Origin of the sequence: Rhodococcus sp. ARC_M12 (assembly GCF_022810385.1) — a bacterium.
In the GTDB taxonomy this organism is placed as follows: domain Bacteria; phylum Actinomycetota; class Actinomycetes; order Mycobacteriales; family Mycobacteriaceae; genus Rhodococcoides; species Rhodococcoides navarretei.
This window is the reverse complement of the sequence record NZ_JALGQI010000001.1, coordinates 325,481-349,935: the sequence shown is the minus strand read 5'-3', so window position 1 is coordinate 349,935 and position 24,455 is coordinate 325,481. Positions and strand designations below refer to the sequence as shown.

The 24,455-nt window shown below is 64.4% G+C and carries 26 protein-coding genes; 17 read left to right on the top strand and 9 right to left on the bottom strand.

Translation table 11 applies throughout. From position 1 onward, the window contains the following. Positions 1 to 111 precede the first annotated feature (111 nt). Together MTX35_RS01600 and zwf are read left to right on the top strand one after the other, a co-directional pair. Positions 112 to 1,320, top strand: coding sequence for a winged helix-turn-helix domain-containing protein (locus MTX35_RS01600; protein WP_243593272.1), 1,209 nt, complete (start codon positions 112 to 114; stop codon positions 1,318 to 1,320). Between the two features lie 66 nt (positions 1,321 to 1,386). Next, a complete protein-coding gene (gene zwf / locus MTX35_RS01595) occupies positions 1,387 to 2,841 on the top strand; it encodes a glucose-6-phosphate dehydrogenase (RefSeq protein ID WP_243593271.1) in 1,455 nt (484 codons plus the stop codon). Positions 2,842 to 2,844: 3 nt separating this feature from the next. Here zwf and MTX35_RS01590 read toward each other — a convergent pair whose 3' ends face one another. After that, complete coding sequence (locus MTX35_RS01590; protein WP_243593270.1) at positions 2,845 to 3,324, bottom strand: hypothetical protein; 480 nt, start codon at positions 3,322 to 3,324, stop codon at positions 2,845 to 2,847. 140 nt (positions 3,325 to 3,464) lie between these two features. On the opposite strand from MTX35_RS01590, the gene thyX reads away from it, so the two are divergent. From thyX to MTX35_RS01575, 3 genes are all read left to right on the top strand, one after another. Further along, positions 3,465 to 4,217, top strand: a complete 753-nt coding sequence (gene thyX / locus MTX35_RS01585) for an FAD-dependent thymidylate synthase (RefSeq protein WP_243593612.1) — start codon at positions 3,465 to 3,467, stop codon at positions 4,215 to 4,217. 100 nt (positions 4,218 to 4,317) lie between these two features. Further along, positions 4,318 to 5,226, top strand: a complete 909-nt coding sequence (dapA, locus tag MTX35_RS01580; RefSeq protein WP_243593269.1) for a 4-hydroxy-tetrahydrodipicolinate synthase — start codon at positions 4,318 to 4,320, stop codon at positions 5,224 to 5,226. 107 nt (positions 5,227 to 5,333) lie between these two features. Then, positions 5,334 to 7,082, top strand: coding sequence for a ribonuclease J (locus MTX35_RS01575; protein WP_374230228.1), 1,749 nt, complete (start codon positions 5,334 to 5,336; stop codon positions 7,080 to 7,082). 2 nt (positions 7,083 to 7,084) lie between these two features. Here MTX35_RS01575 and MTX35_RS01570 read toward each other — a convergent pair whose 3' ends face one another. Further along, positions 7,085 to 7,867, bottom strand: a complete 783-nt coding sequence (locus MTX35_RS01570; RefSeq protein WP_243593267.1) for a sulfite exporter TauE/SafE family protein — start codon at positions 7,865 to 7,867, stop codon at positions 7,085 to 7,087. A 79-nt stretch (positions 7,868 to 7,946) separates the two neighbouring features. Here MTX35_RS01570 and MTX35_RS01565 point away from each other — a divergent pair, with 79 nt between their 5' ends. Together MTX35_RS01565 and MTX35_RS01560 are read left to right on the top strand one after the other, a co-directional pair. Continuing rightward, a complete protein-coding gene (locus MTX35_RS01565; RefSeq protein ID WP_243593266.1) occupies positions 7,947 to 8,570 on the top strand; it encodes a TIGR03085 family metal-binding protein in 624 nt (207 codons plus the stop codon). Between the two features lie 69 nt (positions 8,571 to 8,639). Next, complete coding sequence (locus tag MTX35_RS01560) at positions 8,640 to 11,327, top strand: DNA translocase FtsK (RefSeq protein ID WP_243593265.1); 2,688 nt, start codon at positions 8,640 to 8,642, stop codon at positions 11,325 to 11,327. Positions 11,328 to 11,412: 85 nt separating this feature from the next. Here the strand turns inward: MTX35_RS01560 and MTX35_RS01555 are convergent, their stop codons facing one another. After that, positions 11,413 to 11,697, bottom strand: coding sequence for a YciI family protein (locus MTX35_RS01555; protein WP_243593264.1), 285 nt, complete (start codon positions 11,695 to 11,697; stop codon positions 11,413 to 11,415). A gap of 40 nt (positions 11,698 to 11,737) precedes the next feature. Then, on the bottom strand, positions 11,738 to 12,325 hold the full coding sequence (locus tag MTX35_RS01550; protein WP_243593263.1) for an amino-acid N-acetyltransferase: 588 nt from the start codon (positions 12,323 to 12,325) through the stop codon (positions 11,738 to 11,740). Positions 12,326 to 12,465: 140 nt separating this feature from the next. Between MTX35_RS01550 and pgsA the strand changes: the two genes are divergently transcribed. The 5 genes from pgsA to MTX35_RS01525 all read left to right on the top strand — a co-directional run bounded on the left by pgsA (position 12,466) and on the right by MTX35_RS01525 (position 15,889). Continuing rightward, positions 12,466 to 13,158: a CDP-diacylglycerol--glycerol-3-phosphate 3-phosphatidyltransferase gene (gene pgsA, locus MTX35_RS01545; RefSeq protein ID WP_243593262.1), complete on the top strand. Its 693-nt coding sequence runs from the start codon at positions 12,466 to 12,468 to the stop codon at positions 13,156 to 13,158. A 252-nt stretch (positions 13,159 to 13,410) separates the two neighbouring features. Beyond that, complete coding sequence (locus MTX35_RS01540; RefSeq protein WP_243593261.1) at positions 13,411 to 13,752, top strand: helix-turn-helix domain-containing protein; 342 nt, start codon at positions 13,411 to 13,413, stop codon at positions 13,750 to 13,752. A 145-nt stretch (positions 13,753 to 13,897) separates the two neighbouring features. After that, entirely contained in the window at positions 13,898 to 14,707 is an 810-nt protein-coding gene (locus MTX35_RS01535; protein ID WP_243593260.1) for a PspA/IM30 family protein, read from the top strand. A gap of 111 nt (positions 14,708 to 14,818) precedes the next feature. Beyond that, a complete protein-coding gene (locus tag MTX35_RS01530) occupies positions 14,819 to 15,619 on the top strand; it encodes a hypothetical protein (protein WP_243593259.1) in 801 nt (266 codons plus the stop codon). 96 nt (positions 15,620 to 15,715) lie between these two features. Continuing rightward, positions 15,716 to 15,889: a hypothetical protein gene (locus tag MTX35_RS01525; protein ID WP_243593258.1), complete on the top strand. Its 174-nt coding sequence runs from the start codon at positions 15,716 to 15,718 to the stop codon at positions 15,887 to 15,889. Positions 15,890 to 15,901: 12 nt separating this feature from the next. Here MTX35_RS01525 and MTX35_RS01520 read toward each other — a convergent pair whose 3' ends face one another. Further along, positions 15,902 to 16,801, bottom strand: coding sequence for a diacylglycerol kinase (locus MTX35_RS01520; protein WP_243593257.1), 900 nt, complete (start codon positions 16,799 to 16,801; stop codon positions 15,902 to 15,904). A gap of 267 nt (positions 16,802 to 17,068) precedes the next feature. Here MTX35_RS01520 and MTX35_RS01515 point away from each other — a divergent pair, with 267 nt between their 5' ends. From MTX35_RS01515 to MTX35_RS01495, 5 genes are all read left to right on the top strand, one after another. After that, positions 17,069 to 17,662, top strand: a complete 594-nt coding sequence (locus MTX35_RS01515; protein WP_374230227.1) for a TetR/AcrR family transcriptional regulator — start codon at positions 17,069 to 17,071, stop codon at positions 17,660 to 17,662. A 49-nt stretch (positions 17,663 to 17,711) separates the two neighbouring features. Further along, positions 17,712 to 18,884: a glycosyltransferase gene (locus MTX35_RS01510; RefSeq protein ID WP_243593255.1), complete on the top strand. Its 1,173-nt coding sequence runs from the start codon at positions 17,712 to 17,714 to the stop codon at positions 18,882 to 18,884. A 10-nt stretch (positions 18,885 to 18,894) separates the two neighbouring features. After that, entirely contained in the window at positions 18,895 to 19,086 is a 192-nt protein-coding gene (locus MTX35_RS01505; protein ID WP_243593254.1) for a DUF3046 domain-containing protein, read from the top strand. A 193-nt stretch (positions 19,087 to 19,279) separates the two neighbouring features. After that, on the top strand, positions 19,280 to 20,317 hold the full coding sequence (gene recA / locus MTX35_RS01500) for a recombinase RecA (protein WP_008716921.1): 1,038 nt from the start codon (positions 19,280 to 19,282) through the stop codon (positions 20,315 to 20,317). A gap of 12 nt (positions 20,318 to 20,329) precedes the next feature. Beyond that, positions 20,330 to 20,881 carry a regulatory protein RecX gene (locus MTX35_RS01495; protein WP_243593253.1) on the top strand — a complete coding sequence of 184 codons (552 nt, stop codon included), beginning with the start codon at positions 20,330 to 20,332 and terminating at the stop codon, positions 20,879 to 20,881. A 90-nt stretch (positions 20,882 to 20,971) separates the two neighbouring features. On the opposite strand, the gene MTX35_RS01490 is transcribed toward MTX35_RS01495, so the two are convergent. The 4 genes from MTX35_RS01490 to MTX35_RS01475 form a co-directional block, all read right to left on the bottom strand. Further along, on the bottom strand, positions 20,972 to 21,844 hold the full coding sequence (locus MTX35_RS01490) for an amino acid ABC transporter permease (protein ID WP_243593252.1): 873 nt from the start codon (positions 21,842 to 21,844) through the stop codon (positions 20,972 to 20,974). Further along, positions 21,844 to 22,521 (bottom strand): amino acid ABC transporter permease, encoded by a 678-nt coding sequence (locus tag MTX35_RS01485; RefSeq protein ID WP_243593251.1) that lies wholly within the window; start codon positions 22,519 to 22,521, stop codon positions 21,844 to 21,846. The genes MTX35_RS01490 and MTX35_RS01485 overlap by 1 nt, the downstream gene beginning before the upstream one ends. A gap of 82 nt (positions 22,522 to 22,603) precedes the next feature. Further along, complete coding sequence (locus MTX35_RS01480; RefSeq protein ID WP_243593250.1) at positions 22,604 to 23,434, bottom strand: glutamate ABC transporter substrate-binding protein; 831 nt, start codon at positions 23,432 to 23,434, stop codon at positions 22,604 to 22,606. Positions 23,435 to 23,486: 52 nt separating this feature from the next. Next, positions 23,487 to 24,215, bottom strand: coding sequence for an amino acid ABC transporter ATP-binding protein (locus tag MTX35_RS01475; protein ID WP_243593611.1), 729 nt, complete (start codon positions 24,213 to 24,215; stop codon positions 23,487 to 23,489). Positions 24,216 to 24,455: the final 240 nt, after the last annotated feature.

The window sequence follows — 24,455 nt, the reverse complement described above, 5'->3', positions numbered from 1 at the left end:
GGCGTGGGTTGCCGTGCCGTTCGCCTACGGACTGTACGAATTGATCCTCAAGGCGGCGAACCTGTTCAGCACCTGAGTGGACGTGTCGGTGGGCCGTGACAGGCTGGCCCGATGCAGGAGATGAGTGCCGCCGCCGCTCGTCGCACCGCCCTGGCCGCCCAAGGGTTGGCGTCGAGGCGGTCGCGTACTCGGCCGGCGAGCAAGGCCGCGGTGCACGCAGCCATCGACACCACCGGGTTGCTGCAGATCGACTCGGTGTCGGTGGTGGTCCGAGCGCACTACGCACCGGTGTTCAGCCGTGTCGGTGCCTACGACCGCACGATCGTCGACGACGCCGCGTGGGCCGACACTGCGCGTCGACCTCGTCGTTTGGTGGAGTACTGGGCTCATGAGGCCGCTCTGCTGCCCGTCGAGGACTGGCCACTCATGCGATGGCGAATGGAGTTGTATCGGCACGGGCGGTGGGGCGGAGCTGCCCGCATTCTCGAGCGCGAACCAACGCTCGTCGACGACGTCCTCGCGGTGATCGGCGACAACGGTGCGGCCAGCGCGGGTGAGATCGAGAAGCACCTCGAGGTGGACACGCCCGGTGGCAAGGGGCCGTGGTGGGATCGGAGTGATGTCAAGGTCGTCTGCGAGCAGCTGTTCGCGGCCGGCGTGGTTACCGTGCCGGCACGAACGGGATTCGTGCGACGGTACGAGCTCAGCGAACGGGTGATCCCGGAGGACGTTCTGCTCAGACGGGTGGACGAATCGGACGCGGTGCGTGCACTGATCGAGAAGTCCTCTCGGGCACTGGGAATCGCTACCGAACCGGATCTGAGGGACTACTACCGGCTTTCGCAGAAGCAGGCCAAGGCGGCCGTCGCCGACCTCCTGGAGGACGGCGTTCTCGAGGAGGTGACCGTCCGAGGCTGGAACGCTCCGGCGTACCTCCACCGCGAGGCCAGGACTCCGCGAACCGCCACCGCTGCCGCGTTGCTGTGTCCTTTCGATCCCATGATCTTCTACCGGCCGCGAGTGGAGAGAATCTTCGGCTTCCACTATCGAATCGAGATATACACCCCGCAGCACAAGAGGATTCACGGGTACTACGTGTTTCCGTTCCTGCTCGACGGGCATCTGGTGGCCCGCCTCGACCTCAAAGCGGTGCGAGCGCAGTCCGAACTGCACGTGATCGCGGCGTACGTCGAAGGCGACCGCAATGCCGGTGACATTGCGCCTCGACTGCGAGACGTGCTTCGGGAGATGGCGGACTGGCTCGAACTCGAACGTGTGGTGGTGGGGGACAGGGGAGACCTCGTTGCCGCGCTTCGTTGAATTCTGTCGAGAGGGCCGGCGTTCTGCCGACGTGCACTCGGGCAGAATCGGTGCCACTATCGAACCGTGACTTCGCCCCGGACGGATACTGCCACCGAACTGCCACCCCAGGTCGTCGTCCTGTTCGGGGCGACAGGAGACCTGGCCAAGAGAAAATTGCTGTCCGGGATGATGCATCTGGCGTTGTCCGATCTCGCGCCGAACATCCGCGTCGTCGGCACGTCGCTCGAAGAGATGTCGACCGACGAATTCCGCGCTCTCGCTCGCGAATCGATCAACACCTACTCGAGTCGCAAAGTCGGCGACGAGCAATGGAGTCGTTTCGCCTCGCGACTGACGTACGTGTCGCAGAAGGCAGGACCAGCGGCGCTGGGAGAGGCCGTGGCCGAGGCCGAGATCGAACTCGGCGGCAGTGCCAAACGCCTGCACTACCTGTCCGTTCCACCGAGAGCTGCTCTGGCCGTTGTGGATACGCTCGCATCGGCAGATCTGGTGAAGCGCTCTCGGATCATCATGGAAAAGCCGTTCGGTACCGACCTCGAGAGCGCGATCGCGCTGAACGCTCGCGTGCACGAGACTTTCGACGAGGATCAGATCTTCCGCATCGATCACTTTCTGGGTAAAGAACCGGCGCAGAACATCCTGGCCTTCCGTTTCGCCAACGGGTTGTTCGAGCCGATCTGGAACCGAAACTTCATCGACCACGTGCAGATCGACATACCGGAGGAACTCGCTCTCGACGGTAGAGCCGGATTCTACGAGGCCACCGGCGCGTACAAGGACATGGTCGTTACGCATCTGTTCCAGGTGCTCGCGTTCATGGCGATGGAACCGCCGACAGCGCTCGAGCCCCGCGCCATCGGCGAGGAGAAGAACAAGGTATTCCGGTCGATGATGCCTCTGGAACCGAAAAACGTTGTGCGAGGCCAATACACAGGGTATCGAGCGGAGGAGGGTGTCGCACCCGACTCCGATACCGACACCTTCGTGGCGCTCAAATGCGAGATCGACAATTGGCGCTGGGCGGGCGTTCCGTTCTACCTGCGCACCGGAAAACGCCTCGCCGAAGGTCAACGAATAATTTCCATTGCGTTCCGCGAGCCGCCCAAGAGTATGTTTCCCGCGGGCTCGGGAGTCGGAGCGCATGGCCCCGACCACCTGACCTTCGATCTCGCGGACGCATCGAAGGTGTCGTTGTCGTTCTACGGCAAACGGCCGGGGCCCGGCATGCACCTGGACAAACTCAGCATGCAGTTCGCCGTCCACGAAACCGAGCGAGTCGGCGACGTACTCGAAGCCTACGAACGGCTGATTCTCGACGCCATGTACGGCGACCACACACTGTTCACCACAGCCGAGGGCATCGAGCGGCTGTGGAAGGTGTCCGAGCCGCTGCTCGCCGATCCGCCCCCGGTGCGCCTGTACGCACCGGGTTCGTGGGGGCCCAACGCCATTCACCAGCTCATCGCTCCACACGCATGGCGGTTGCCGTTCGAGCGGGAGTGGCGCGAGAAGAAGTAGACGCTAGTTGTTCCAGCCGCGATCCTTGCGCATCTGATCACGTAGTGCGCCTTGGACGGCCTGCGACAACCACGAATTGAGTGACACTCCGCTGTTGTTCGCGGCGTCCTCGGCGCGTTCCTTGATCTGCTCGACCAGTCGTAGCGTGACCCGTCGCACCTCACCGGACACATCGTCCATGGTCGGGTAGTCCTCGGTGACGTGCTCCGCCGGATCGCCGTCGTGCAGACCGAGCACCGGGCTGTCGCGTCGAACATCGGCGTGCGCCTGCGTACCGTCGAGGCGGACGGTGACCGTATGACCGTCCAGGTCGTTCGACACCTCGGCCGCGAAGTCCGACAGCGCGGTGAGCAGCATCAATCTGGCGGAGGCCTCCGCCGTCTTGCCGAGTGCTTCGGCAGTCTGCCGAGTGTGCTCGTCGCCCAGAGCGGCTGCCGCGAGTAGATCCGTCCGTAGCGACGCGGTGTACTTGTCGAGTTCCATGACGCCATTGTGACGTCATACATGACGTCGGTCAAGCATCCCTGGTGGCGTCATTTGACAGCACCGTGACGCCATCGTTCGCCGAGCGTCGATACCGCGTTTAGGGTTGTGCGGTGTCAGCAGAAAACGAAGGTAGAGCTGTGCCGCGGACGGTTGCGCTGAAGGTGCAGCTGGTCGCCCGAACCGAGTTCGTTCCGCCCGCCGACATTCCCTGGGAAACCGACGCGGACGGCGGGCAGGCGTTGGTCGAGTTCGCCGGTCGGGCGTGCTATCAGAGCTGGTCCAAGCCCAATCCTCGGACCGCGACCAATGCGTCGTATCTGCGTCATCTGCTCGACGTCGGGCACCTCTCGGTTCTCGAGCACGCGAGCGTGACGTTCTACATCACCGGGATCTCGCGATCGTGCACGCACGAACTGATCCGGCACCGGCACTTCTCCTACTCGCAGCTCTCGCAACGATTCGTTCCCGAGCACGACGCCAACGTGGTTCTTCCACCGGCTGTCGAAGGTGATCCTGAGCTCGAGGCGCTGTTCGCATCGGCAACCGAAGCGAGCCGTGCGGCATACACCGAACTGCTCGGTGCGCTCGAGGGCAAGTTGGAATCGGTCACCAATGCGGCATTGCGCGGCAAGCAGGCACGGCAGGCCGCTCGGTCGGTGCTGCCGAACGCGACCGAGACTCGCGTGGTGGTGAGCGGCAACTACCGGGCATGGCGGCATTTCGTATCGATGCGCGCATCGGAGCATGCGGACGTCGAAATTCGACGCGTCGCCGTCGAATGTCTGCGTAAGCTCGTGGCAGTGGCGCCGGACGTATTCGGTGACTTCGAGATCTCGACACTGCACGACGGCACGGAAGTGGCTCGCAGCCCGTTCGTGACCGAGGTCTGACGACGAGGTTCGGTGGCGACCGCGAGCGGGTCTCGGAACACGGTGTCGGCGGGGAGTCCCGCTGCGCGAGAGTGGGTAAAGCACCGGGTAATCTGCTGCCATGACCTACGGTGACGCCACTCCTTCCGTTGCGCCTGTGTTCGGTACGGTGCTCACCGCCATGGTGACCCCGTTCACAGCGGACGGTAAGTTGGATATCGATGCAGGCGTTCGCCTGGCGCATCACCTCGTCGAACAGGGCAACGACGGACTGGTTCTGGCCGGCACGACGGGTGAATCACCGACCACCACCGAGAACGAGAAGCTCGAACTGCTTCGCGCGGTGATCGCTGCGGTCGGTCACCGAGCTCGCATCATCGCCGGGGCAGGCAGCAACGACACTGCGCACAGTGTCGAACTCGCCCGTGACGCCGCCCGTGCAGGCGCGCACGGTCTACTGGTCGTCACCCCGTACTACTCCCGGCCGCCGCAGGCCGGTCTGTACGCCCACTTCACCGCGGTCGCCAATGCCACCGACCTGCCCGTCATGCTCTACGACATTCCGCCCCGCTCGGTCGTCCCCATCGAGACCGAGACGCTGCGACGGCTCGCCGAGCATCCGCGGATCCTCGCGGTCAAGGACGCCAAGGGCGATCTGAACGCCGGTGCCGAACTGATCGCATCGACCGGGTTGCAGTTCTACTCCGGCGACGACCCACTGAACCTGCCCTGGCTCTCCGTCGGTGCGACCGGCTTCGTCAGCGTCATCGGCCACCTCGTCCCGGCTCGCCTCCGTGAGTTGCACACCGCCTTCATGATGGGCGACATCGCACGTGCACAGGCGATCAACGTCAGTCTCATTCCGGTCATTCGCTCGGTCGCGCGCCTCGGCGGCGTCAGCGCCTCGAAGGCCGGCCTTCGCCTCATCGGACTCGATGTCGGCGAACCACGACTTCCCCAGGTGCCACCGAGCATCGATCACATCGAATTGCTCGCAGCGGAGCTGCGGGCGGCAGGAGTTCTTGTATGACACGACCGAACAGATCGCGCGGACGCGCAACCCGAAACGCCGGACCACCCTCCGAGCGTCCGGCCCCGAAGCAGGGCCAACCGGCAGGAGCTCGGCAGGGCAAGCCGATGGTGCAGAACTCGGCGCGCACACAGCGTCCCGACAAGCGTCGTGAATTCGACCCGACGGAGCGTCTCGGCACGCCGCCGAAGGCCCCGTTCAAGGGCCTGCGCGTGGTCGCACTCGGTGGGATCGGAGAAATCGGTCGCAACATGACGGTGTTCGAGCATCAGGGAAAGATGCTGATCATCGACTGTGGCGTCCTGTTTCCCGAGGACCAGCAGCCGGGTGTCGACCTCATCCTGCCGGACTTCCGGCACATCGAGAACCGCATGGCCGACGTCGAGGCCGTGGTGCTGACGCACGGTCACGAGGACCACATCGGTGCTGTCCCGTTCCTGCTCCGCCTGCGTCCCGACCTACCCGTCGTCGGTTCCAAGTTCACCCTCGCTCTGGTCGCGGCCAAGTGCCGTGAGCATCGGTTGCGTCCGAACCTCGTCGAGGTGATCGAGGGCCAGCACACGCAGCACGGCCCGTTCGACTGCGAGTACTTCGCGGTGAACCACTCGATTCCCGATGCGCTTGCCATTGCCATCAGGACCGACGCCGGTCTGGTGCTGCACACCGGTGACATCAAGCTCGATCAGCTGCCGCTCGACGGTCGCCTGACCGACCTGGCCGGCTTCTCGCGGCTCGGCGACGAGGGAGTCGACCTCTTCCTGGTCGATTCCACCAACGCAGAGGTGCCCGGGTTCGTCACGCCGGAACGTGAGATCGGCGGCGTGCTCGACACCGTCATCGGCAAGGCGAAGCAGCGCGTCATCGTCGCGTCGTTCGCCAGTCACGTGCACCGCATTCAGCAGGTCATCGACGTCGCCGAGCGGTACAACCGCCGGGTGGCGTTCGTCGGCCGGTCGATGGTCCGCAACATGCAGATCGCTCAGGATCTCGGCTACCTGCGTGTGCCCGACGGTCTCGAGGTCAATGTCGACACTGCCGCAACGCTTCCCGACGACCGGTTGGTGCTCATCTCCACTGGTTCGCAGGGCGAGCCGTTGTCGGCGCTGTCCCGGATGGCCCGCGGCGAGCATCGCCAGATCAACGTCAAGGCGAACGATCTCGTGGTGCTGGCGTCCTCGCTCATCCCCGGCAACGAGAATTCGGTGTTCGCGGTGGTCAACGGCCTCGCCAAGCGCGGCGCGACCGTCGTGACGCAGCAGAATGCGAAAGTCCACGTCTCGGGCCACGCCTCGGCGGGTGAGCTGCTGTACCTCTACAACGCGGTACGGCCCACCAACGCCATGCCGGTGCACGGCGAGTGGCGTCACCTGCGTGCCAACGCTGCTCTGGCCAAGGCGACGGGTGTCCCCGAGGAGCGTGTGGTGTTGGCCGAGGACGGCGTGGTGGTCGACATGGTCGACGGTCTCGCCGAGATCGTCGGACAGGTGCCCGTGGGGCACGTGTACGTCGACGGCCTCTCGGTCGGTGACGTGGGCGATTCGACGCTTTCCGATCGGCTCGTACTGGGCGAGGGTGGATTCATCGCGATCAGCGTCGCCGTCGACTCGGCCACCGGTCGCGCGGTGACCGCACCCGAGGTGTCCGGTCGCGGATTCTCCGACGATCCGGCCGCTCTCAAGGAAGCCGGGCAACTCGTGGAGTCAGAGTTGCAGCGTCTGGCGTCCGACGGCGTGTCCGATACGCACCGCATCGCGCAGGCCGTGCGCCGCGTCGTGGGTCGGTGGGTAGCGGACAAGTACCGCCGCAAGCCGATGATCGTTCCGACCATCATCGCGGTCAAGCCGCAGCCGCAGTAGATCTACTGCACGAGCAGTCGCCAGAGTCCGATCAGACCGAGAACGACGATGGCACCACGCAGGGCCGCCGGCGAGAGCCGGCGGCCGTAGCGTGCTCCTACCGCTCCGCCGATCAAGGAGCCGATGGCGATCAGTCCGGCTGCTTGCCAGCTGATGTCGTCGAATCGAAAGATCGTGTACGTCACTGCGGCAACGACATTGACGACCAGCGACAAGAGATTCTTGGCTGCGTTCATCCGCTGCATGGTTTCGGGGAGCAGTGCCCCCATCACTCCGATGAGCAGAATGCCTTGTGCAGCAGTGAAATAGCCGCCGTAGACGCCGACCAGTAGGGTGCCGCCGGTGACCAACGCCATCCGGGTACGGCTGATGTGGTTCGCGGCCTTACCCGCGGCTTCCGATCGCCGCTTGGCCCAGGCCTGAATTCGCGGTTGTGTGACAACGAGAATCAGCGCGCCGATGAGCAACACCGGAACCACTGCGGCGAAGACGGTTTCGGGCAGATGCAGCAGCAGCCAGGCACCACCGAGCGCTCCGAAGAACGAGGCAGGCAATTGCCACCGCAGGCGATGCCACTGCCCACGCAGTTCTCGGCGATATCCCCACGTACCCGAGACGCTTCCCGCGACCAGTCCCACGGCGTTGGACATGGTGGCGACCACCGGGGGATAGCCGAATGCGACCAGAGTCGGAAACGTGATCAGCGTCCCGGAACCGACGACGGCGTTGATCGCTCCGGCTCCGAGTCCGGCGAGCAGGATGACGAGAATTTCCGATACCGGCACTGTTGGGAGGTTACCCAGACAAAGGATGGGATCCCGCGGCAGGATGCCGCTGGTTCCGTCTGGCCGTAGCCTGGAGCGCGTGAGCCTTGCCCAGGATGAACGTTCTCAATTGGTCCAGACCCTTCTCGACGTGGGTCCCGATGCGCCGACGCTGTGCGGTGAGTGGACAGCGGCCGATCTGGCGGCGCATCTTGTCGTCCGGGAGCGACGCCTGGACGCCTCGCCGGGCATATTCCTGTCGCCGCTCGCGGGGTACACGGAGCGGGTCCAGCGATCCGTGGCGAACAAGCCGTTCACCTCCGTGGTGGAGGACGTACGGACGGGGCCGCCCATGTGGTCGCCGTTTGCACTGCTCGATCCATTGATCAATCTCGGTGAGATGTTTGTTCATCACGAGGATCTGCGCCGGGCCGGCGAGAGTTGGACGCGTCGAGTACTGCCGACCGCGGTGGAAACGCGTCTGTGGCCGCAGGTTCGTTTGATAGGACGGGCCGGACACCGCTCCGCGCCGATTCCGGTGCACGTCCGCACCCCGGACGGCCGCACCGCCACGTTCAAGGGTGGGTCGGGCCCGGGCGTGACCGTGGTGGGGGAGCCGTCGGAACTGTTGCTCTACGCGTTCGGGCGGGACCAGATCGAGGTGCTGTACGAGGGTTCGGCAGATGATGTCGCCGCTGTGAAGGCGCTCGATCTGAGCTTCTGACGCATTCGCCTCCGCTGTTACTGGTGTTGCGGATGGTTTCGACGGGGCTGTTGCGACTAGCCTGGGGGCATGGCAGGAAAGACCAGCACCTCCACCGCCAGGGCCGGATCCAGCGGATCCGGCTCCTCGCGCGCGTCCGGCACCGCCCGTAAATCCGGCGGTGGACGCACCGCGCGCACCGTCACCACGCCGAAGAAGCCGACCGCGCCGCGCAACCCGGCGACGTCTCGGGCGAACGCATCCTCCCGCGGCAAGGCCCCCGCCAGGGGCTCGTCGACGGCTCGGCGGCCTGCGGCGAAGAAGAAGTCACGCGGTGCCCTCGATGCGATCGGGCGAGGCATTGCGTCCACCTGGTCGATGGCGGCCCGTGGAGTCGGTGCCACGACCCGGACCGTGAGCAAAGCTGCCGACATCGAGCACGGCCACCGTCGGGACGGAATCGCTCTCGGACTGATCGCCGTCAGTGTGGTCGTCGCCGCGAGTGTGTGGTTGAGCGCCGGGGGACCGGTCGGCACATGGATCGAGGTGGGTATCCGCGCCGTCATCGGCGAGGCCGGTTACGTCGCACCCGTGCTCGGTGTCGCAATCGCCGTGGTTCTGATGCGTTCCGAACCGAATCCCGAGGTGCGTCCGCGGCTGGTCCTGGGCTCGATCCTGCTCGGCTTGCCGATCCTCGGACTGTGGCACATGGCCGCCGGTTCACCGACCGACGCCGCAGGCCGATCCGAGGGCGCGGGCTTCATCGGATACGTCGCAGGCGGACCCATCGCCGACGGCCTCACCGTGTGGCTGGCCGTGCCGTTGCTGCTGCTCGCCGCTTTGTTCGGAGTGCTCCTGCTCACCGGTACCACCGTGCGCGACGTGCCTGACCGGATGCGTGCACTGTTCGGAACCGACAGCCGCGGCGACGAATACGACGAGTACGACCCGGCCGACTTCGGCTCCGAGTTCGGTGACGAAGGCTACGGCGACTACGACAGCAACTTCGATGCCGACGGCTACCCGGTCCACGGCACCGTCGACCCGCACGACAACTACCCGACCGAGGAATACATCCCGGTCGCCAAGCCGTCGCGTGCGCGCAAGACCCCGCCGCCCGAGGCCGCCACCGAGGTCATCGCGCCCGCCGTCGCTGTCCCCGCACCTGCCCCCGAGCCGGTCACGCCCCCGCGGCCGAAGCCCAAGCCCATCGTGAAGGCGGCCGAACCGAAGCAGGCGGCCGAGGACGACAAGATCGTCGTCGATCGCGTCGTCGACGGTGATTACACGCTTCCGTCGTTGTCGCTGCTGATCGACGGTGACCCGCCCAAGACCCGCAGCCAGGCGAACGACGCCATGATCGAGGCCATCTCCGAGGTACTCGAACAGTTCAAGATCGATGCTGCCGTCACCGGTTTCACCCGCGGACCGACGGTCACGCGCTACGAGGTGGAGCTCGGACCCGGCGTCAAGGTCGAGAAGATCACGGCGCTCGCGCGCAACATCGCCTATGCGGTGGCCACGGACAACGTGCGCCTGCTCGCGCCGATCCCGGGCAAGTCGGCGGTCGGGATCGAGGTGCCCAACTCCGATCGCGAGATGGTCCGCCTGGCCGACGTGCTCACTGCGCCGTCCACGCGCAAGGATCACCATCCGCTGGTGATCGGACTGGGCAAGGACATCGAGGGCGACTTCGTCAGCGCCAACCTCGCGAAGATGCCGCACTTGCTGGTGGCCGGATCCACCGGTTCCGGTAAGTCGAGTTTCGTGAACTCGATGCTCGTCTCGCTGCTGGCGCGAGCGACGCCGGACGAAGTGCGAATGATCCTGATCGACCCGAAGATGGTGGAGCTGACGCCGTACGAAGGCATTCCGCACCTCATCACCCCGATCATCACGCAGCCGAAGAAGGCTGCTGCGGCCCTGGCCTGGCTCGTCGAGGAGATGGAGCAGCGCTACCAGGACATGCAGATCAACAAGGTTCGGCACATCGACGACTTCAACAAGAAGGTGCGCTCCGGCGAGATCACCGCGCCGCTGGGCAGCGAACGCGTCTACCGGCCGTACCCGTACATCCTCGCGATCGTCGACGAGCTCGCCGACCTGATGATGACCGCCCCGCGCGACGTCGAGGAAGCGATCGTGCGGATCACACAGAAGGCGCGCGCCGCCGGCATCCACCTGGTACTGGCCACCCAGCGCCCGTCCGTCGACGTCGTCACCGGTCTGATCAAGACGAACGTGCCGTCGCGTCTGGCCTTCGCCACCTCGTCACTGACCGACTCCCGCGTCATCCTGGATCAGCCGGGGGCGGAGAAGCTGATCGGTATGGGCGATGCGCTGTTCCTGCCGATGGGTGCGGGCAAGCCGACGCGTCTACAGGGTGCGTTCATCACCGACGAGGAAATCGCTGCCGTCGTCGACTTCGCCAAGAACCAGGCCGAGCCCGAGTACAACGACACCGTGACCGCGGCGAAGGTCTCCGACAAGAAGGATGTGGACCCGGACATCGGTGACGATCTCGACGTGCTGTTGCAGGCGGTCGAGTTGGTCGTGACGAGTCAGTTCGGTTCGACGTCGATGCTGCAGCGCAAGCTCAGAGTCGGCTTCGCCAAGGCCGGGCGATTGATGGACTTGATGGAGAACCGAGGAGTGGTGGGACCGAGCGAGGGATCGAAGGCCCGCGAGGTGCTCGTCAAACCCGACGAGCTCGACGGTCTGCTGTGGTCGATCAAGGGCGGCGACCCGGACGAACAGCCGGCGTCCGACGAGTTCTGACCCGCCCTCGATCGTGGTGAATGGACCACTGCAGCCGTCTCGGCGGGGCAGTGGTCCATTCACCCGAGCCGGGTGAGCAGGCCGATCAGGACGTGAATGTGCCCATCACAGGTGTCCACTCGTGGAACGTCGCCGATTCGATCAGATTCTCGACTGCGAACGGGTCCTGGGCGAACAGTGTCTCGACGGTGGCGGCATCGGGGCCGTCCACCAGCAGCAACGCTCCGCTGCCGTCGGCGTACGGGCCGCTCGAGACCAAGGTCTTGCGTTCGAGCAGGTCGGCCAACCATGCACGATGTGCAGCGCGGTGAGTGTCGCGACCGTCCGTGGTGGTGGGCGAGTAGGTGTAGCTGACGGCGATCAGGGGCATGAGCTCTCTTCCGAATTCGGGGGTGGTCCGCAAAATTCTGTCAGAGCGACAGCAGCATTCGCGTGTTGCCCAGTGTGTTCGGTTTGACGAAGCTCAGGTCGAGGAATTCCGCGACGCCGGTGTCGTACGACCTGCACATCTCCGCGTATACCTCGGCGGTGACGGGGGTCCCGTCGATCTCGGCGAACCCGTGCCGGGAGAAGAAGTCCACCTCGAAGGTCAGCACGAACACCTTCTGCAGCGCCAGTTCCCGGGCGACCTCGATGAGTTTCGCAACGATCAGGTGGCCGGCACCGTGCCCCTTCGCTGCGGGGTCGACGGCGACGGTACGAACCTCGCCCAGATCGGCCCAGAGCACGTGCAGCGCTCCGCAGCCGATGATCTCGCCGTCACGCTCGGCAATCCAGAATTCCTGCACCGCCTCGTACAGGGTGACGAGGTTCTTCTCGAGGAGAATGCGTCCGGCGTAAATGTCGATCAACCGCTTGATCTCGGGAATGTCGGAGGTCCTGGCTCGGCGCACGACGAGGGTGCCGTCGTGCGCGGACCCACGATTCGCGATGTCGGAATGCACGTCGGATTCGGGATGCGCGGTGTCGCGACTCGCCCGATTCGGCCCAGAAGTCATGTGGTGAACAGTAGTCATTCCCTCAACCGATAAACTTTTCGTGTGTGGTTCTGTGAGGTGTGTCCCCGTCTCGGCGGGTCGGTGCTGCGCGAAAGCCGACACATCGGCGGATGCGCCGTCCGCGGCTCGGGAGTTCGGCGATGAACGGGCCGGTAGCGCCCGATCACGGTGTCCCGACCAGCGGCAAAGTGCCAGGCAACGGTGAACCCGGTACTGGAAGTGTCTCGCGAGGCTCGGAACTACCTCACGGCAACGCCACCTCCGGACCGGTGACAGACGTACCGTTGCTCAATATCGCCAACGTACTGACGGTGCTCCGTATCGCCTTGGTTCCAGTCTTTCTGGCGGCGCTCTTCGTCGGCGACGGCCACGACACGTCGTGGCGGCTCGGCGCAACCGCGATCTTCGCTGTCGCCGCCATCACCGACCGCATCGACGGCCAGCTGGCTCGCAAGTACGGTCTCGTCACCGATTTCGGGAAGATGGCCGACCCCATTGCGGACAAGGCCTTGATCGGTGCTGCGCTCGTCGGACTGTCGATGTTAAGCGAGCTCTCCTGGTGGGTGACGGTGATCATCGCGGTGCGGGAAATCGGCATCACGGCCGTGCGGTTCGCCGTCATCCGCCACGGCGTCATCCCCGCAGGACGTGGTGGGAAGGTCAAGACGCTGGTGCAGACATTCGCGATCGGTGTGTATCTGTGCCCGCTGCCGTCCGTCGTCGATCCCGTCGCGGTTGCCCTGATGGCTCTGGCGGTACTGCTGACCGTCTACACCGGCTTGGATTACGTGGTGCAGGCGGTTCGCCTGCGCCGAGGCGTGTCCTCCACGTGAGCGGACGTGGGGGAGCGGCGGTGGCGGCCGGAGTGTGTGCGAGCGCGCCGTCGGACGTTTCGCCGGGATACAGTCGTGACAGCCGTGTCGGAGCAGCTTCGGCGCATGTTGGAGTGAATGGGGATATAGGGTCGGGAACCAATCGGACCGAGTGGGACGTTGAACATCGTGACGGCTCCGGACGAACGAGATATGAACGTTGTCGTCGCGACGGCACAGCCGTCGACACGAACACCAACGAGGAGGAGCGAGATGGCGCTGCTATTGCGTGAAGCACTCGGCGACAGTCTGCGGCGTACTCGCGTCGCACAGAGCCGAACCCTGCGTGAAGTCTCCAACACCGCGCGCGTCAGCCTCGGTTACCTCTCCGAGGTGGAACGTGGCCGCAAGGAGGCGTCGAGCGAACTCCTCGCCGCGATCTGCGATGCCCTCGCCGTCCCGCTCGCGGATGTCATGAGCGATGTCAGCGTGACACTGTCCGACGCATCCACCGCCGCGGCACTACGCGACGAGGCTGTCGTAGCGACCCGCATCGATGGCGATACTCGCGTCGTGATTCCGGCACCTGCTGCCAGAGCTCTCGCTGCCGCCTAAGATCGGAAAAGTACCCAGTTTCCATTCTCGACTCAGACCACGCACCCGACTTTTCTCAGCACGGACAGGTTAATTTCGGTCACTGCGAGAGCAGCCGACCCGTACGCGGCCACCGCGGCGCAACAGATGGAGGCAGGACCACCCCATGGCTAATCCTTTCGTCAAAGCCTGGAAGTACATGATGGCGCTCTTCAATTCCAAGATCGACGAGAAGGCCGACCCCAAAGTTCAGATCCAGCAGGCTATCGAAGACGCACAGCGGCAGCATCAGGCACTGTCCCAGCAGGCCGCGTCCGTCATCGGTAATCAGCGCCAGCTCGAGATGAAGCTCAGCCGGCAGCTGGACGAGGTCGAGAAGCTCAACGCCAACGCTCGACAAGCGGTGACGCTGGCCGATCAGGCCGCCACCGCAGGCGACATCGAGAAGGCCACGCAATACACGAACGCCGCCGAGGCATTTGCCGCGCAGCTCGTGACCGCGGAACAGAGCGTCGAGGACCTCAAAGTCCTGCACGACCAGTCTCTGCAGGCTGCCACCCAGGCCAAGAAGGCCGTCGAGCAGAACGCCATGGCTCTGCAGTCCAAGGTCGCGGAGCGCACCAAACTGCTCAGCCAGCTCGAGCAGGCGAAGATGCAGGAGAAGGTCAGCGAATCCCTGCGGTCGATGGACAGCACCCTGTCCGCGCCCGGTAACACCCCGAGCCTCGACGCTGTGCGCGACAAGATCGAACGTCGGTACGCAGATGCACTGGGATCCGCTGAGCTGGCCCAGAACACGGTGTCCGGTCGCATGATGGAGGTCCAGCAGGCATCCGTGCAGATGGCGGGTCACAGCCGACTGGAACAGATCCGTGCATCGATGGCAGGCGATTCTCTCCCGTCGGGCAATGCCGCGGCGAAGCCCTCGATTGCCAAGTCCCCGGACTCGACGCCCGAGCCTCCGGCTCAGGCGTGATCGATCGAACGAAGAGTTCGCCCTCCTGACGGCACCGCGGACATGGGTAGAAGAGAACACGAACCCGGCCGGTCGCGTAAGCGGCCGGCCGTTTCGCTCGATCGAGACTCCGTGACCGCTGCGGTCACGGAGTCCGGCGCAGTGGTGAAATCCTTGGCGGAGTCCGCACGTAGTGTCGGAACATCGATCCTCGACGCTGCCGGTCGGCGAAAGGACCCCCGCGTCAAGCATCTGAAGAAGATCCGTCGGGCCAGAAGCCGCGGAATCAGATTCGGGGCAGCGTCCACGACGACGGCAGTGGGAACCGCGGGGATGGCCGTTCTGTCGGCCCCGGAGTGGACTCTGTTCGTCGGCGGCGGTGGCGCTGCGCTCATGGCCGTCCCAGCGGCGTTCGCTGTCACGCGGTTGCGGCGTCTTCGGTCGCAACCGGTGCCCGTGGGCCTACCGACCAAGCGCGCGTTGCCGCAGCGTGGATCTGCTGCGTACGGGTCCATGAGCCGGTTGGCCGGGGCCGAGCAGAGCTTGTTCGAGCTGCTGGGAATCCTGGCCAGGTCCGAGACGATCGGGGCCGACGATGTCGAAGAGATGATCGGTGTGACCTCCGCTGCGGCCCGGAGTCTCGAAGGGGTCGCTGTCGACATCGCGGCTCTGGAGCGTGCCGGTGCGGCGAGCGCCGTCACCCGTGAACATCTGCGTGACGGAATCGCCTCGGCTGCAGCCCAACTCGCGACCGGAGTCGATCAGTACGAACAGCTCGTCGCGGCAGCAGCGCGGATGACCGGGCCGGCCGGATCGGCGTCGACGACAGTGGTCGAATCGCACCGACGTGAGCTGTCGTCCGCGACGGATCGACTGCAGGGATGGGCGGAGGCGCTCACCGAAATCGAGGAGATCCGCTCGCGGCACCGCTGAGGATTTCAGGGTTCACCCGGATGTGGTCGGTGGGTTCCGGTGCCAGTATCGAAGTACGCGATACGACACGGTGCGCGGCGACGGCAGGAGCACTTCATGTTCTGGAAAGTACTCGGATTCATCGTTCTGATCTGGATTGCGCTCGCGCTTCTGGGCAGCATCATCAAGGGTGTGTTCTGGCTGGTGGTGGCAGGCGCACTCGTGCTGGGTCTGGTGTGGTTGTACAGGGCCATCTCGTCCGACAACGATCGCTACTCCTCGAAGTTCTGATCGGCAAGCCGCTCATCGTGCGCCGGGCGCGGAACCCCGAGCGACGAACACCCGCAGCGCCTGCGGTACGGAGTACGCGGTGACAGGCAGTTCGGCGATGCGCTCACCGTCTGCGTACGCGACGATGCCCTCGCACCGCAGGGTGACTCGCGTCGAGGTGTAGGTGTCGACCTCCGGCAGGTCGACGTGTGTTCCCCGGTAGAGAGTCGGTGACAGTCCGACCAGCCGGGTTCGACTCACTCCGCGGACGACGGTGATATCGAGGAGACCGTCGTCCAGCCGCGCGGACGGGCAGATGGCCATGCCTCCGCCGTAACTGCTGCCGTTTCCGACGGCCACCAAGGTGGCGTCGAGACGGAGCTCGGCATCGTCCATTTCGATCACGTACGAGAGCTTTCGGAGCGAAGCCAGCTGCAAGACCATGGCGGCGTTGTACCGCAGAGGTCCACGGGGCCATCGCAGTAGTCTTGCCCGCTCGGTGACCAGCGAGTCGAAGCCGCTGGACAGGACGGTGGCGAACCAGCGTTCGCCGATCCGACCGAGGTCGATTGTGCGAGTGAGGTTGTCGGCGACGATGTCGGCTGCGCGGGCAGCGTCGTCTCGTGGCAGTCCCAGTGCTCGGGCCAGATCGTTGCCGGTGCCGGCCGGAATGAGACCCATCGGGGTATCGGTGGCGGCGAGCACCTGAAGCACGAGGTTGACCAGTCCGTCGCCGCCGACCGCGACCACGGCGTCCGTGCCGGTTCCGACGGCTTTCTCCAGCAATGCCAATGCGTCCCCCGGCGTGCGCCCTTCGATGGCCGTGACGTTCAGTTCGCGCTCACGCAGGCGTGCGACAGCGCACCGTCCCAGCTGCGCTGCACGCCCACCACCGGCCGCCGGATTGGTCAACACCGTCACCGAACGGGTCATGGTCGTATCCATTCGTCGGTCACATCGATCAGCTTGCCAGGGTTGACGATTGCCGTGTCGGTGACCGAGTCGATTCCTCGTCAGCCGGCTGCGGCGTACATTTTCAGTGCGTGTTATCGGGGTCTTGGCGGCCGAATGTGCCCGTAATCGTGAGGTACTGTAACGAAAAGTTTGCTTGAACCCGCGGAACAGTCGCTTTGTCCGAATTGTGAAGGATGGCACGTGATCGAGCAGCCGGTGTCGAGTCCAGCCTCGACCGAGCCCTTGCTGTCGGCGTCCGTGACGGATGTCCCCGAGAAGTCGGTCGAGGACAATGTTCTCGACGCAGCTCGGTCGTGCATCCTCGAACACGGGGTCAAGCGCACGACCCTGGCCGAGATCGCCCGTCGTGCCAAGGTCAGCAGGCCCACTGTATATCGGAGATGGGCCGATACGCGGGCAGTGGTGTCGAGTCTGCTCACTCGCGAGATCGGTGCCCTGATTCCGAGTTTCGACGACACGGCGTCGGGTCGCGATCAGATCGTGACGGCAGTGGGTGGCGTTGCCGACAGTATTCGTCTGCACCCGTTGTTCGTCAAAATTCTGCGGTCCGATTCCGATGTGCTCGCCACGTACATTCTTCATCGACTCGGCACGAGCCAGTCGTTGATCATCGATGCGTTGACTTCGCTTGTGCTTGCAGGGCAACGTGATTCGTCGATTCGTGCTGGGGATCCCACCACGCTGGCGACCCTGGTGCTGCTGATGGTGCAGTCCGCAGTTCAGTCCGCGGAGATGGTGTCCGAGCGCGTGCCCGGTCCCGAGGTGGTGCGCGAGATGGCGTGTGCAGTCGACAGGTATCTGCGGCCCGAGAGCGAGTGACCGAGGCTGCGTCGATGGCGGCCCGGCTCGAGTGTGGCACGCTGGGTCGATGCGAGTAGCAGTGGTGGCCGGGCCCGATCCGGGGCATGCCTTCCCGGCAATCGCGCTCTCTCTGCTCTTCCGCGCGGCCGGCGACGAACCGGTCCTCTTCACCGGTAGCAGGTGGGTGCCCGACGCGCACGCCGCGGGGCTGCGCGCGCTTCCGTTGGGCGGTCTTGCGCCGCGGCCGGAGGACGACGATCTCGATGCCGGGCAACGTATCCACTCGCGGGCGGCGTTCGTCTCGACCGAGTTGCTGCCCGACCTCGAGCGGGAGAACGTCGATCTCGTCGTATCCGACATCCTGACCGCAGGGGGCGGCATGGCCGCCGAGCGGCTCGGCATCAGCTGGGTCGAGCTGTCGCCCCACCCGCTGTATTCACCCTCGAAAGGGTTGCCGCCCATCGGAAGTGGGTTGGCTCCCGGTACCGGGGTTCGCGGCAGGCTGCGCGATACCGTGATGCGCGCGTTGACGTCACGCTCGATCGCTCAGGGCCGAACTCAACGGTCACTCGCGCGGACGAGCATCGGGCTGCCTGCCGATGACCCGGGCCCGGCCGCTCGGCTCATCGCCACCATTCCCGCGCTCGAGGTGCACCGCCCCGACTGGCCGGAGGACGCTCACGTGGTCGGCCCGTTGCTGTGGGAGCCGACGAAGAACCTGCTCGATATTCCCGACGGTGTGTCGCCCGTGGTGATGGTCGCTCCGTCGACCGCATTCACCGGTGCGGAGGGAATGCTCGAGATGGCGCTGAAAGGGTTGGACGGCAGAGGCGTCCGGGTGGTGGCATCCGTTCTCGATGGCGGCCCCGACGTGCTGCCGGACTGGGCGAACGCAGGCCTGGGCCGCCAGGACGAACTGCTACGTCGCGCCGATGTGGTGGTGTGCGGCGGTGGTCACGGAATGTTGGCCAAGGCACTCATTCACGGCGTGCCGGTGGTGACGGTGCCCGGTGGCGGTGACCAGTGGGAACTGGCGAATCGCGCAGGCAGGCAGGGGAGTGCCGTCATCGTGCGACCCCCGACCGCAACATCCATAGCCGACGCGGTGGCGACCGTACTGTCCGATCCGAAGTTCGCCCGGGCGGCGAGGGCGGCGGCGGGCGGAGCACGGTCCGTCGCAGATCCGGTGTCGGTGTGTCACGAGGTGCTCGCCCGCGGAGCGCAACAGCGCGAGCGTTAGGGTTGTCGGTGTGCGTCTGACCGAATTTCGTGAATTGCTCACCGACGAGTTCGGCTCCGTTCGAGGCGATTCCCTGCTGACCGATCACGTGCTGTCCGGTATCGGTCGCACCGGGGCGCAGGCCATCGAGGACGGCGTCGATCCACGGGAAGTGTGGCGATCGATCTGTTACGAGTTCGACGTGCCGAGAGAACGCTGGTAGCTCCCGGGTCGATTCGATCCTGTCGGCGTGTCGAGAGCCGCGGTAGTTGACTCGAACACGTGTTCCCCTATGCTTGTGTCAACGGTTGCCGGGCGGTCTCGAGAAACTTCTTGTCGGTACCCCGATCTAGCGTTACCGACGACAAAGCTGATCGACACGACACAGCTGAACGATACGACACAGGGAGCTCACGATGGCTGCATACGATCGCGACAAAGCACTCGATCTCGCACTCGCGCAGATCGACAAGAACTTCGGCAAGGGTTCGGTGATGCGCCTCGGTGACGAGGTCCGCCAGCCCATCGCCGTCATCCCCACTGGATCGATCGCGCTCGATGTGGCACTCGGCATCGGAGGGTTGCCGCGTGGACGTGTCATCGAGGTCTACGGTCCGGAATCCTCGGGTAAGACCACCGTCGCCCTGCACGCAGTGGCCAGCGCCCAGCGGGCCGGCGGCATCGCAGCCTTCATCGACGCCGAGCACGCTCTGGATCCGGACTACGCGAAGAAGCTCGGTGTCGACACCGATGCACTGCTGGTGTCGCAGCCCGATACCGGTGAGCAGGCTCTCGAGATCGCCGACATGCTGATCCGTTCGGGTGCTCTCGACATCCTCGTGATCGACTCGGTGGCGGCACTGGTACCGCGCGCCGAGATCGAGGGCGAGATGGGTGACAGTCACGTGGGTCTGCAGGCCCGCCTGATGAGCCAGGCGCTGCGCAAGATCACCGGTGCCATGAGCAACTCCGGTACCACCGTCATCTTCATCAACCAGCTGCGCGAGAAGATCGGCGTCATGTTCGGCTCTCCCGAAACCACCACCGGTGGTAAGGCATTGAAGTTCTACGCCTCGGTTCGCCTCGACATCCGCCGCATCGAGACCCTGAAGGACGGAACCGACGCGATCGGCAACCGCACCCGGGTCAAGGTGGTCAAGAACAAGGTTGCGCCGCCGTTCAAGCAGGCCGAGTTCGACATCATCTACGGCAAGGGCATCAGCCGCGAAGGCTCGTTGATCGACATGGGTGTCGAGCACGGCTTCATTCGTAAGTCGGGCTCGTGGTTCACCTACGAAGGCGATCAGCTCGGCCAGGGCAAGGAGAACGCCCGCAAGTTCATGCTCGAGAATCCCGACGTGCGGGACGAGATCGAGAAGAAGATCATGGAGAAGCTGCAGATCGGCGCGGACGTCACCGCAGAAGAGCCCGCAGCTGCTCCGGTCGACTTCTAACTTGTCGTCGCTGTGCAGCAGCGAGACGAAGGCGGCGGCACCGAGGCGCAGGCGAAAGATGTCTGCCTCCGGCTGCTGACCGACCGAGCGCGCAGCAGGCACGAACTCGAAGCCAGCCTGGCCAAGAAGGGCTTCACCACTGAGATCGCGAACGCCGTTCTCGACCGGCTCGAGAAGGCCAAACTGGTCGACGACGAGTCTTTCGCGCAGCAGTGGGTCCAATCTCGACACAAATACTCCGGCAAGGGCAAACGTGCACTGAGTATGGAGCTTCGCAACAAGGGTGTCAGCAACGAGCTCGCCGTCCATGCATTGGATCTGATCGATGCAGACGACGAGCGACTGCGAGCAGCCGAGTTGGTACGCAAGCGATGTCGCTCACTGCAGTTACCCGATCCGAGTGGACCGGACGCCCGCGCGGAGCGAGACAGGATAGTGCGCAAGTTGGTCGGCATGCTCGCCCGTCGCGGCTACTCCCAGGGAATGGCGTTCGCGGTGGTCAAGGAACAACTCGACCGCGCAGGTGCCGACACCGAAGACTTCGACGGCCCCGACTCGATGTGATCGTCCACCTCGAGCCGGTGCAGTCGAGAAAAAGTAAGGCCCGCAACACCATCGGTGTTGCGGGCCTTACTTGTTGCTAGCGATACGTGATCAGGCTGCCTGACCGCCGTCGAGAGCCGGAACCACTTCAGTCGCGCCGGCCTTGCGCTTACGCGAACGCAAACGACGTTCGACCACGGTGGCCAGCTTCGTCAACGCGGAGTTGATGATGATCATGATGATTGCGACGATGATCAGCGACGGTAGGTAGTTGCTGTAGAACGCACCTACCTGCTGTCCCGATCGCACGACCTCGATGTATCCGATGACGTAACCGAGCGCTGAATCCTTCAGCGCGACGACCATCTGCGAGATGATCGCCGGTAGCATCGCCGTCACCGCCTGGGGGAGGAGTACCAACAGCATGACTTGGCTCTTACGCATACCGAGCGCTGACGCAGCCTCACGCTGACCTTTGGGAAGCGAATTGACTCCTGCGCGCACGATTTCTGCGATGACCGACCCGTTGTACAAGGTCAATCCGGTGACAACCGCTGCCAACGCCAAGTACTGGACTTTGAAGACCTGATAGTCCGCGTATACCGCGTACAGGAAGATCATCAAGATCAGCACCGGTACAGCGCGGAACACCTCGACGACCGCACCGCTGATCGCGCGCACGCTGCGATGATCCGACAAGCGTCCGATGCCGAGAATCGCACCGAGAATCAGCGCAAGCACGATCGACATCGCAGCAGCGATGAGTGTTCCCTGAATGCCGGGCAGGAGATAGGTGGTCCAGGTCGTCGCTTGGAGGAACGGATCCCACTTCTCGGCGGTCAGCTGACCTTGGGAATCGAGGGCCCGATAGATGAAGATTGCGATTACCAGCGAGATCACAGCCACGACAGCTGTGAGAATGCGGTACCGCAGGATCGCTTTCGGTCCGGGAACGTCATAGAGGACTGCTACTGCGTCACTCATCAGGACACCGCCAATCGCTTGCTGATGTAACCGAACAGCAGCCCGGTCGGAAGTGTCAGACACATGAAGCCGAGGGCGAAGATGCCACCGACCACGAAGATCGCGGCCTCGTTCTCGATCATTTCCTTCATCAGGAACGATGCCTCTGCTACACCGATGACGGAGGCGATCGTGGTGTTCTTCGTCAGTGCAATCACCACGCTGCCCAAGGGTCCGACGACCGCGCGAAACGCCTGAGGGAGTACGACGATCGAGATGTTCTGAGTGAACGTCATCCCCAGCGAACGTCCGGCCTCGGCCTGACCGACAGGAACGGTGTTGATGCCGGATCGGAGCGACTCCGCCACGAACGACGCGGTGTAGACGCTCAGACCCAGAACGGCGAGACGAAAGTTGTTGTCCGCGAGAAACGTCGGCGAAGCGTCCTCGGCCAGCGACACACCCAACGTCTGATAGAGGCCGAAAGATGTGAACAGGATGATCAGGGTCAGCGGTGTGTTGCGGAAGATGGTGACGTACGTGGTGGCGATGCCGCGGGCGATGGGAACGGGGGATACGCGCATCGCGGCGATGATGGTTCCGATGACGAGCGAACCGATCAACGACGCCACAGTGAGATAGATGGTGGTGAGAAATGCGTCTATCAGCTCATCGCCGTATTTGCTCAGTAGGTTCAAGGTGCTTCAGGTCCTCACGGCTCGGCGAGTTCGACCCCGTCGGTCCGCTACACCGAGTGCAGCGGACCGACGGGGTCATCGATCAGTAGCGGTCGACGGTGGGCTTGGCCGGAAGTTCGTAGCCGGAATCGCCGACGGTCTCGTTGAAGGCCTGCTCCCAGGCACCGCTCGACACCATCTCTTCGATCGCGTCGTTGATCTGGTTACGTCCCTCGGTGTCGTCCAGGGCCAAGCCGATTCCGTAGTTCTCGGTGGTGAACGGCTCGCCGACGACCTTGAACTGTCCGGGCGACTGCGCCGCGTAGCCGGCAAGAATGATGTCGTCGGTAGTGACCGCATCGACGGTGCCGTTTCGAAGTGCTTCGACGCATGCGGAGTACGTGTCGTACGGCTGCAGCTGAACTCCGGGGTACTCGTCGGCGATGTTCTGTGCCGGAGTGGATCCGGTCACCGAGCAGAGGGTCCTGCCTTCGAGGGTGTCGGGTCCGGTGATGTCGGTGTTGTCCTCGCTGACGAGCAGCGACTGTCCGGCCACGAAGTACGGCCCGGCGAAGCTGACCTTCTCCTTGCGGGTATCGGTGATCGAATAGGTGGCGACGACCATGTCGACCTCGCCGTTCTCGATCAGCGTTTCGCGCTGAGCGGACGGTGCCTCACGGAATTCGATGTTGCCCTCATCGACGCCCAGCTGGCCGGCGACGTACTTGGCGACCTCGACGTCGAATCCGGTGAAGGACCCGTCGGGGTTACGAAGTCCGAGACCGGGCTGATCGAACTTGATGCCGACGACGAGGTTGCCGGCTTCGGCGCTGGAAGAGACGCTGCGCGCCTCTTCGCCTCCGCCGCATGCGGTGGCGACGATGGAGAGAGCGGCGATGGCAACACCGAAGCGAAGCGGTCGGGTGATTCTCACTGTGAATGTCCTTTGGATAGGTCGTTCTTGCGGGGACGAGCGGTGAATCGGGTCAGTGTCCGAGGATCTTGCCGAGGAAGTCCTTGGCGCGTTCGGACTTCGGGGACTTGAAGAAGGTCTCAGGATCGGTGTCCTCGACGACGGCACCGTCGGCCATGAAGATGACGCGGTCACCGGCTTTTCGGGCGAAGCCCATCTCGTGGGTGACGACGAGCATCGTCATTCCCTCTTTCGCGAGCGAGGTCATGACGTCGAGGACCTCGGTGACCATCTCGGGGTCGAGGGCCGAGGTGGGCTCGTCGAACAGCATCACCTTGGGGTTCATGGCGAGAGAGCGAGCGATGGCGACGCGCTGCTGCTGACCACCGGACAGCTGAGCAGGGTACTTGTCTGCCTGGTTGGCGATGCCCACGCGCTCGAGGAGGGCCAGGGCGCTCTTCTCCGCCTCGTCCTTCTTCTGCTTGCGGACCTTCATCGGCGCGAGCATGACGTTCTGCAGAATCGTCTTGTGTGCGAACAGGTTGAACGACTGAAACACCATGCCCACGTCGGCGCGCAGTGCTGCGAGGGCCTTGCCCTCGGCGGGGAGCAGGTCTCCGTCGACTTCGATGGCACCGGAATCGATCGGCTCCAACCGATTGATCGTCCGGCACAGGGTCGACTTGCCCGATCCGGAGGGACCCACGACGATGACGACCTGACCGGCCGGCACTTCCAGGTTGATGTCCTTGAGAACGTGCAGATCACCGAAATGTTTGTCGACGGATTTGAGCGAGATCATCGAGGGTGCGCCCGGCGGGGGTGTCGATGCCGGCGCGTCGGTGGCGTGCGTCATAGCTCGAAACCCTATGCGTAGTTTCCTCGCCGACCGGTGTTTTCGCCCGCCATCTTCGATTATGTAATGGAAACTTTACTGAGGGTCGGCATCGGCCCTGGACAGTCACCGGTGAGCCTCGTGACCCCGGCGTGTCGGTCCGCGCGATGGACGTACCCTGGAGGGGTGCAAACGAGTGTTTTTCCG